The organism is Mycobacterium colombiense (assembly GCF_001672755.1).
Lineage (GTDB): Bacteria > Actinomycetota > Actinomycetes > Mycobacteriales > Mycobacteriaceae > Mycobacterium > Mycobacterium colombiense_C.
The window spans coordinates 1-8,390 of record NZ_LZKI01000070.1; the positions used below are offsets into that span (position 1 = coordinate 1).

At 69.7% G+C, this 8,390-nt stretch carries 11 protein-coding genes; 5 read left to right on the forward strand and 6 right to left on the reverse strand.

Going from position 1 to position 8,390, the window contains the following annotated elements:
• The coding region (locus A5708_RS09245; protein ID WP_231117858.1) for a UvrD-helicase domain-containing protein at window positions 1-1,267 on the reverse strand (1,267 nt) is incomplete at its 3' end.
• Between the two features lie 150 nt (window positions 1,268-1,417).
• Between A5708_RS09245 and A5708_RS09250 the strand changes: the two genes are divergently transcribed.
• The 3 genes from A5708_RS09250 to A5708_RS09260 are packed head-to-tail and all read left to right on the forward strand — an operon-like array spanning window position 1,418 to window position 2,763.
• Entirely contained in the window at window positions 1,418-1,621 is a 204-nt protein-coding gene (locus tag A5708_RS09250; RefSeq protein WP_065028336.1) for a hypothetical protein, read from the forward strand.
• 45 nt (window positions 1,622-1,666) lie between these two features.
• Window positions 1,667-2,452, forward strand: coding sequence for an alpha/beta fold hydrolase (locus A5708_RS09255; RefSeq protein WP_065028337.1), 786 nt, complete (start codon window positions 1,667-1,669; stop codon window positions 2,450-2,452).
• A 2-nt stretch (window positions 2,453-2,454) separates the two neighbouring features.
• On the forward strand, window positions 2,455-2,763 hold the full coding sequence (locus A5708_RS09260; protein ID WP_065028338.1) for an MGMT family protein: 309 nt from the start codon (window positions 2,455-2,457) through the stop codon (window positions 2,761-2,763).
• Here A5708_RS09260 and A5708_RS09265 read toward each other — a convergent pair.
• The 3 genes from A5708_RS09265 to A5708_RS09275 form a co-directional block, all read right to left on the reverse strand.
• Entirely contained in the window at window positions 2,760-3,614 is an 855-nt protein-coding gene (locus A5708_RS09265; protein WP_064877094.1) for a TIGR02569 family protein, read from the reverse strand. The two genes, A5708_RS09260 and A5708_RS09265, sit on opposite strands and share 4 nt — an antisense overlap.
• A gap of 91 nt (window positions 3,615-3,705) precedes the next feature.
• On the reverse strand, window positions 3,706-4,890 hold the full coding sequence (gene moeZ, locus A5708_RS09270; RefSeq protein ID WP_065028339.1) for an adenylyltransferase/sulfurtransferase MoeZ: 1,185 nt from the start codon (window positions 4,888-4,890) through the stop codon (window positions 3,706-3,708).
• An 89-nt stretch (window positions 4,891-4,979) separates the two neighbouring features.
• Window positions 4,980-5,348 (reverse strand): DoxX family protein, encoded by a 369-nt coding sequence (locus A5708_RS09275; protein WP_065028343.1) that lies wholly within the window; start codon window positions 5,346-5,348, stop codon window positions 4,980-4,982.
• 105 nt (window positions 5,349-5,453) lie between these two features.
• Here A5708_RS09275 and A5708_RS09280 point away from each other — a divergent pair, with 105 nt between their 5' ends.
• Complete coding sequence (locus A5708_RS09280; RefSeq protein WP_065028340.1) at window positions 5,454-5,810, forward strand: winged helix-turn-helix transcriptional regulator; 357 nt, start codon at window positions 5,454-5,456, stop codon at window positions 5,808-5,810.
• Window positions 5,811-5,824: 14 nt separating this feature from the next.
• On the opposite strand, the gene A5708_RS09285 is transcribed toward A5708_RS09280, so the two are convergent.
• On the reverse strand, window positions 5,825-6,850 hold the full coding sequence (locus tag A5708_RS09285; RefSeq protein WP_231117859.1) for a DUF3152 domain-containing protein: 1,026 nt from the start codon (window positions 6,848-6,850) through the stop codon (window positions 5,825-5,827).
• A 198-nt stretch (window positions 6,851-7,048) separates the two neighbouring features.
• Here A5708_RS09285 and A5708_RS09290 point away from each other — a divergent pair, with 198 nt between their 5' ends.
• On the forward strand, window positions 7,049-7,735 hold the full coding sequence (locus A5708_RS09290) for a TetR/AcrR family transcriptional regulator (RefSeq protein ID WP_065028342.1): 687 nt from the start codon (window positions 7,049-7,051) through the stop codon (window positions 7,733-7,735).
• Here A5708_RS09290 and A5708_RS09295 read toward each other — a convergent pair.
• Window positions 7,732-7,992, reverse strand: a complete 261-nt coding sequence (locus tag A5708_RS09295; protein WP_065028344.1) for a DUF3107 domain-containing protein — start codon at window positions 7,990-7,992, stop codon at window positions 7,732-7,734. The two genes, A5708_RS09290 and A5708_RS09295, sit on opposite strands and share 4 nt — an antisense overlap.
• Between the last annotated feature and the right edge of the window lie 398 nt (window positions 7,993-8,390).

The following is an 8,390-nucleotide window of genomic DNA, read 5'->3' on the forward strand; positions in this document are numbered from 1 at the left end:
GGGGTCGGTCACGGTGCGGCTGGCCGCGTCGGCGCACGCCGAGACGGCGACCATCGCCGACGCGCTGCGGCGCGCGCGGCAATCGCGCACCGGCCCGTGGCACCGACCGGACGATGACCGCCATCTGCGACCAGGGCACGCCGTCAACCAGGTGCGCGCGCCGCAGCGCGTCGGCGATGGTCGCCGTCTCGGCGTGCGCCGACGCGGCCAGCCGCACCGTGACCGACCCCTCCCCTGCCCCGGCTCCGTCGATCTGCCGGCCGCTGCTCCCGCCCGGTAACCGGCCGGCGATACCGCTGACCGCGCGCGCCACGGCGGGGGCGCAGCGATGCGACGTCGTCAGCGTCACCGAGGGCGCGTCGCCGCCGAGCAACCCGGCGGGTTCGCCGCCCCGGAAGCCGAAGACCGCCTGGTTGGGATCCCCGGCGATCAGCGCCAACTCGGCGCCCGCCGCCAGCACCCGAACCAGGCGGGCGGCCTGCGGGTCGAGCTGTTGTGCGTCGTCGACCAGCAGGACGCGGATCCGGCCGCGTTCGGCGGACAGCAATTCGGGGTCGACGGCGAACGCTTCCAGTGCGGCGCCGACCAGTTCGGCGGCGCCCAGCGCGGGTGTGGTGGCCTCCGGCGCGGCCGTGCCCACCGCGGCGCGCAGCAGCATCACCTGCTCGTACTGGCGTGCGAACTGGCCGGCGGCGGTCCATTCCGGACGCCGGCAACGACGGCCCAGCCGCTCCAGTTCCTGGGGATCGACGCCCCGTTCGGCGCAGCGGGCCAACAGGTTTCGCAGTTCGGTGGCAAAGCCGACGGTGCTCAGCGCGGGCCGCAGCTCGGCCGGCCAGGCCGTCGCGGCGCGCGGTCCGTCTTCGAGGTCTCCGGCCAGCAGCTCCCGGATGATGGCGTCCTGTTCGGCGCTGGTGACCAGCCGCGGAGGCGCCTCGCCGGCGCGCTCGGCGGCGCGCCGTAAAACCGCGTACGCGTACCCGTGCACGGTCCGCACCAGCGGCTCGCGCACGGCGGCCCGGCCTCCGCCGGTGGATCGCGAGCGCAGCAACGCCGTCGTCAGCGCGCTGCGCTCGGTCATGCCCATCCGACCGGAACCGGTAAGCAGCAGAACCGATTCCGGGTTGACCCCGGCGTCGATCTGGGCGACCGCGGCGTCGATCAGCAGGCTGCTCTTGCCGGTGCCGGGCCCACCCAGAACACGCAGCCGGCCGCGCGCACCCGGGTCTATGGCGGTGTGCGCTTCGGCGTCCCACGTGTAGGCCATGACGGCATGACATCACGAGGGTCCGACAGATTCGCCGGCGCGCGACGAAAGCGGCCTGCAGTGGCTGGTGCTCGAACCGCGCCGGTGCCGCAGCCAACTCTTACGCTGGAGGCCGGAGCGAGGAGCAGACCGGAAGGAGGGGTACAAACCATGCAGGACGACGAACGCGGCTTTCCCGTCGACGAGGCGCCCGAAGGCGACGCGGTGGAACAATCGCGGCCCATCGATTCCGACGACGAGACCGGCCTGGACATCGACTACGTGGCCACCGGGGACCGGGAAGCCAACGAGGCCGACGTGATCGAGCAGGCCTACATCGTCTCCACCGAGGACGATCGCGACGACGACCGTTAAGGACCGCCCGCGCGTGGTGATCGTGGCGGCTGGCACCATCGACGGGTGATCGCGAAGTTGCAGGTGCACCGCTACGGCCCGTCCGGACCGGCGCAGATCCTGGCGCTGCACGGGTTGACCGGCCACGGCCAGCGTTGGCAGCATCTGTCCGGCTATCTGCCCGGAATCGGCATCGCCGCACCGGATCTGGTCGGCCACGGCCGGTCCTCGTGGGCCGCGCCGTGGACCATCGACGCCAATGTCGCGGCGCTGGGCGCGCTGCTCGACGAGCAGCCCGGCACCCCGGTGGTGATCGTGGGCCACTCGTTCGGCGGAGGGCTGGCGATGCACCTGGCCGCGGCCCGGCCGGACCTGGTGGCGGGTTTGCTGCTGCTCGATCCGGCGGTCGGGCTGGACGGCGACTGGATGCGCGAGATCGCCGAGGCGATGCTGTCCTCGCCCGACTATCCGGATGCCGAGGAGGCGCGCCTGGAAAAGGTGCACGGCTCGTGGTCCGACGTCGAGCCCGCCCTGCTGGACGCCGAGGTCGACGAGCATCTGATCGCGCTGCCGGGCGGCCGCTACGGCTGGCGGGTCAGCCTGCCGGCGATGATGGCGTACTGGAGTGAGTTGGCCCGCGACACCGTGCTGCCGCCGGCGACGACCCCGACCGTCCTGGTGCGGGCCAAGCGCACCACCCCGCCCTATGTCACCGACAAACTCATCGACGACTTGACGCGGCGGTTGGGATCGGATTTCCGGCTGCTGGACTTCGACTGCAACCACATGGTGCCCTACGCCAAGCCCGACGAGGTCGCCGCGTTGACCCGCGAACTGCTGGAAGCGCGCTGACGATGGCGCCGGTGACCGACCAGCAGGTCGAGCGGGTGCGCGCCCTGGTCGCCGCGATCCCGCCCGGCCGGGTGGCCACCTACGGCGACATCGCCACTGTCGCAGGGCTTTCCAGCCCGCGCATCGTCGGCTGGATCATGCGGACCGACTCCTCCGACCTGCCCTGGCACCGGGTGATCACCGCGTCCGGGCGTCCGGCGCGGCACCTGACGACCCGGCAGCTGGAGTTGTTGCGCGCCGAAGGCGTGCTGGCGACGGACGGCAGGATCGCGCTGCGCGAGGTTCGCTACGAGTTTCCGGACGGACGCTAGAGCACCAGCCGGACCAGCGCCGCGGTGCGGGCCAGGCCGGGGAACGCCTCGGCCGTGGACCGCGGGTGCAGCGCGTGTACCGCGAGGCGGAACATCAACGCCCGCAACAACATCTGCGGCCACTCCGGCAGTGCGTTCCAGCGCTCTATCAGGCCGTCGTCGGCCTCGCCCCAGGACAGCGCGTCGATGACGACCACGCCGGCCGCCCACGAGGCCGGCCGCCAGTACGGGGTGATGTCGGTGATTCCCGGCGCCGCGGTGCCGACGAAAAGCACTGTGCCGTAGAGGTCCCCGTGCACCAGCTGATTGGGGCTCTTGGTCGGCTTACGCAATGTGGCGAGCTGATGCAGCAGCTCCACCGACCGCTCGGCGTCCGCCGTCGGCGGGGCCACCCGCGCCCCCGGCGGCACCGAGGCCAGCGGCCGTTCCTCCCAGGCCGCCCGATCGGCGGCGATGAAGATGTCGACGTCGCCCCACGGCGCCGTGGGCCCCTGGGTCAGAAAGCGGGGCCGGTCGAGTTTGCCCGTCGCCTCGTGCAGCCGCACCGCCGCGGAGACGACTTCGTCATGGCGGGGCTCCGGTGTTCCGGCCACGAAGGTGTCCGCCCGCCAACCGGAAACGACGTAGCGCCCGTCGGTGGAACGGACCGGCCGGGCCAACCGGACGCCGTCGACGAACAGGGTCTCGCGGACTCGCGCGGACCAGGCCGCGCGGGCGTTGTCGGCCACCAGCGACAAGACGACTTCGCCGCACCGCCAGCCGCCCTCCCAGGAGGCCCCCAGATAGACGGGTTTAACGCCGGCCAAACCAAACGCCGACAGCACATGATCCGGCGGTGGCTCGACTGTCACACCGGTACTCTAAACGAGTCCAACAGGCGGCGATCGCAAGCGCGGCGAAGCCGGGCACGGCGGGTCGCCGCAGTCCAACGAGCGTTCCGGGTCAGTACATGACCATGTCGGGCTGCATCTGCTGCGCCCATGCCACGATCCCGCCCTGCAGATGCACCGCGTCGGCGAATCCGGCCTTGCGCAACACCGCCAGCGCCTGGGCCGAGCGAACCCCGGTTTTGCAGTACAGCACCGGCAGGCGGTCTTGCGGCAGCTTTGCCAGACCCTCGCCGGAATTGATCAACGACTGCGGAATCAGCTGAGCCCCGTCGATGTGCACGATGTCGAACTCCACCGGCTCACGCACGTCGATCAGGGCCAGCTCCTTGCCGGAATCCAACCAGTCGCGCAATTCCCGTGGCGTGATGGCGTCCGCGTCGTCGTGGGCGGCGGGCCCGGGCTCCACGCCGCACAACTGCTCGTAGTCGACGAGCTCGGTGATCTTCGGCCTCGACCCGTCCGACGGATCGCGGCGGATCGCGATCGTGCGGTAGGTCATCTCCAGCGCGTCGTAGATCATCAGCCGGCCCAGCAACGAGTCACCGATCCCGGTAATAAGTTTGATCACTTCGGTGCTCATCACCGAGGCGATGGAAGAGCAGACGATGCCCAGCACGCCACCCTCGGCGCAGGACGGGACGGAGCCGGCCGGCGGCGGCTCGGGGTAGAGGTCGCGATAGTTGAGTCCGCGGCCGTCCGGGGCGTCCTCCCAGCACACCGAGACCTGGCCCTCGAAGCGGTAGATCGAGCCCCACACGTAGGGCTTCTTCGCCAGCACCGCCGCGTCGTTGACCAGATACCGGGTCGCGAAGTTGTCGGTGCCGTCGACGATCAGGTCGTAGTGGCCGAACAACTCGACGGCGTTGGTGGAATCCAGACGCAACTCGTGTAGCCGCACGTCGACCAGCGGGTTGATCGCGGCGATGGAGTCGCGCGCCGACCGGGCCTTGGACCGTCCGACGTCGGCCACCCCGTGGATGATCTGGCGCTGCAGGTTCGACTCGTCGACCACGTCGAAGTCGACGATGCCGATGGTGCCCACGCCGGCGGCCGCCAGGTAGAGCAGCGTCGGCGCGCCCAGCCCGCCGGCGCCGATCACCAGCACCCGGGCGTTCTTGAGCCGCTTCTGCCCATCGGGGCCTAGGCCGGGAATGATCAGGTGCCGGCTGTAGCGGGCCACCTCGTCGGCACTGAGGTGGTCTGCGGGTGCCACCAGGGGCGGCAGCGGCGTCGACACTTGCGAACATCTCCTCGATTGGGTTCTCCCCACCATCTCAGCAGCCGAACGGACCGGCGGCAATCAGGCGACGCGCGGGCCGGGTTGGCTCAGCTCACGAATCGGCCGATCGCGACGAAGGCCGCGAGCAGCAGGAGAATCGCATTGACCGGCAAAGGTTGCCGCTCGTTACGGGTCAGGTGGACGCGCAGTGCCCCGATCTGCACGATGACCAGGCCGACCGCAGCGATCGGGGTCAGGATGCGGGCGATGCCGGTCGCCTCGGGCAAGGTCACGCCGAGCGCGCCGAGGATTTCGACCGCGCCGACGGCTTTCACGGCCGCGTCCGAGTTGTCCTTCATCCAGTCGAGCCGGCCCGTTGCCACGAGTTGCTCGCGCGATCGAATGATCTTGAGCCCGCCCGCGGCGAGATAGACGAATGCGAGCAGGCCCTGCGCCGTCCACAGTGCGATGTTCACGGCAGTCCCCATTCCTTACCATTTGTGTGTAACCACATCGTGTGTCAGCGATGGGACGCTCACAAAAGGCACATCGATGTATGCATCCAGGAAGCAGCCTTCGCTATGACGCACATCACAAAGACGACGCGGATACCCGAGGGCGGCGCGGTCCGGGAGGTGCTCGATCGCATCGGCGACAAGTGGAGTCTGCTGGTGATCGGCACGCTGCGCGGCGGACCGATGCGGTTCGGCGGGTTGGCGGAGGCCGTGGCGGGCATTTCGCAGCGGATGCTCACCGTCACGCTCAAACACCTGGTCGAAGATGGCCTGGTCGAGCGTATGGCCTACGCCGAAGTGCCGCCGCGAGTGGAATACGAGCTGACCGAGCTCGGGCGAACGCTGCTACCGCTGGTGATCTCGCTCGCCGAGTGGGCGATGGCGCACCGCGACGAGATCAATGCCAACCGCACGCAGCGGTAGCAAGCGGCGGGCCGCTAGGCGATCGGGTACGGCCAGGGATTGAACCGGCAGGTCTTCCCGTCGGCCTTGACGACGTCGGGGTCGAACTGGGCGGCGTCGTTGTTCGAGGTGGAGAAGGTCTGCTGCATCATCACCGGCGCCAGCGCGCCCTGCTGCTCGCACGGCTCGTGGTGCAGGTATCCGATGGCGTGACCGACCTCGTGGTTGATCACGTACTGCCGGTAGGAGCCGATGTCGCCTTCGAACGGGACGGCTCCCCGTATCCAGCGCGCCTCGTTGATGAAGACCCGCGCCTCGCGGTTGGCGCCGAACACCGGGTTGTAGCAAGAGGTCTCGAGCCGGAATTCGTAGCCGCACCCCTCGCGCACGGTCACCGGCGACACCAGCGAGATCCGAAAGTCGGGTTTGCCGTTGTCGATCCGGATGAATGCGAACTGCGGGTTGTGCGTCCAGCCCTTCGGATTGCCCAGCGTCTGGTCGACCATCTGGGCGAAGGCGTCGTCACCGCCGAACATGGTCGGGTCGATGCCGTTCTCCACTTCGACGGTGTACCTGAACACCTTTGCGGTGCCCTGGCCGATCTGCGGTGTGGTGCCCGGCACGACGTGCCAGGTCTTGTCGCCCGCTTCGGTGAACGGTCCGCCGTCGGGCAGGGTCCCCGCCGGCAGGTTGGCGTCGAACGCGGCGAGCCCGCGCGGCGGGGCGTCGATGATCGTGGTGCCCACCGCGCCGATTGCCGGCGGACTCTGGATGGGCTGGCTGGCCGTCGGCTTCGGCGCGCCCGTGCCGGTCACCGTCTGGTACATCACCACTGCGGTGAGCACCACCAGGACGGGCAGGGCGTAGGCGCGCCACCCGTAGGTGGACACGAAGCGCCCCAGCCAGGTCTGTTTGCGCCATTGGCGCGGCCGCTCACGGTCGGCCCGGACCCGTCCGGCTTCCCGCGCCAGGGGGTCGCGCAGCGCCCGCAGGGGCTCACGCCACTCGTCGCGCAGCACCGGCACGCGACCGGTGCTGCGCGGGGGCCGCGGGGACGTCATTTCCCCAGGATTACACAGGCCGCCACCCGCGCCGTCCGTGGCGCGCCCGAATGCGCCGTCCGACACCGCTTCTGCCTGCGGCGACGACCGCGATGACGGTCGCGTCGAGCGGGCGGGTAGTAAGGTCTCTTCCACGGGCTGCGAGCGGCTGACCCCGGTTTACCGACGGCCGGCCGCCGATAATCAGATGAGGAATCGATGAGCGAACTCGCCAAGGTGCCGGCGCGCCGCGCCGTCAGATCGGCTGACCGCGGTCGGCCGGCGGACGGATCCGCGGTTTCCAACCGGCGGGGCAACCGGTTGCCCCGCGACGAGCGACGCGGTCAATTGCTCATCGTGGCCAGCGACGTGTTCGTCGACCGCGGCTACCACGCGGCCGGCATGGACGAGATCGCCGATCGCGCCGGGGTCAGCAAACCCGTGCTGTATCAACACTTTTCGAGCAAGCTCGAGCTGTATCTGGCGGTGCTGGCGCGGCACGTGGAGAACCTGGTCTCGGGTGTTCAGAACGCGTTGAGCACCACGACCGACAACCGGCGCCGGTTGCACTCCGCGGTGCAGGCGTTCTTCGATTTCATCGAGCACGACAGCCAGGGTTACCGGCTGATCTTCGAGAACGACTACGTCACCGAACCCGAGGTGGCCGCCCAGGTGCGCGTCGCCACCGAAGCCTGCATCGACGCGGTCTTCGCGTTGATCAGTGAGGATTCCGGGCTGGACCCGCACCGGGCCCGGATGATCGCGGTCGGGCTGGTCGGCATCAGCGTCGACTGCGCCCGCTACTGGCTGGACTCGGACCGCCCGATCTCCAAGGCGGACGCCGTAGACGGCACCGTCCAGTTCGCCTGGGGCGGACTGTCACACGTGCCGCTGACCCGCTCTTAACGTGCCTTGCCGGCGTGCTTGCCGGATTCGGCGCTGATCCCGAAGCCCACCCGGCGCGCGTCGGCGACGCCGATCTCGACGTAGGCGATCTTGGTGGTGTGAATCAGGAAGCGGCGGCCCCGCTCGTCGCTCAGGCGCAGCAGGCCCGACGCGTCGCTCAGCGCGGCGCTGACCAGTTCTTCGATCTCTGCGGGCGTCTGGGTGCTGGCAAGGACCAGCTCGCGCGGACTATCCGTGATACCGATCTTGACCTCCACGGTCACCCCTTCCATGGGTTTTGCAGTCTTGCGCAGGTATTTGCAGTCCCGGCCCTGTCAGCAGCAGGCTAGTTGACGCGGCCGACCCCCACCTCCCCGCGTCCCCCCACTTCGCGGTCAGCGAAACCCCGGTCGCAGCGCGGTAACGATTCGCTTGCAGGTTGTCTCACACACCCGCGCGATACCCGATCCGTGCTGTCACATGGCTAACTTCGGCACCATGGGTACCACGTGGGCGCACCTTGACGACAGGATCCGGGACTACCCCGACGGCGACGTTGACGACGCCTGCGATACCGATCCCCACCTGAACGCCGACTACAACTGGACGGGCTGGCCCGCCGACTCGCGCTGGCGTCCCGCCACGGCGGTGCTGGGCGCGGTGGTGGCCCTGGGCG

Excerpts from the sequence above, each read along its gene's own strand:
- A5708_RS09260 (WP_065028338.1), top strand. The coding sequence starts at position 2,455 with ATGGCGCCGGTGACCGACCAGCAGGTCGAGCGGGTGCGCGCCCTGGTC.
- A5708_RS09290 (WP_065028342.1), top strand. The coding sequence starts at position 7,049 with ATGAGCGAACTCGCCAAGGTGCCGGCGCGCCGCGCCGTCAGATCGGCT.
- A5708_RS09280 (WP_065028340.1), top strand. The coding sequence starts at position 5,454 with ATGACGCACATCACAAAGACGACGCGGATACCCGAGGGCGGCGCGGTC.
- A5708_RS09285 (WP_231117859.1), bottom strand. The coding sequence starts at position 6,850 with ATGACGTCCCCGCGGCCCCCGCGCAGCACCGGTCGCGTGCCGGTGCTG.
- A5708_RS09250 (WP_065028336.1), top strand. The coding sequence starts at position 1,418 with ATGCAGGACGACGAACGCGGCTTTCCCGTCGACGAGGCGCCCGAAGGC.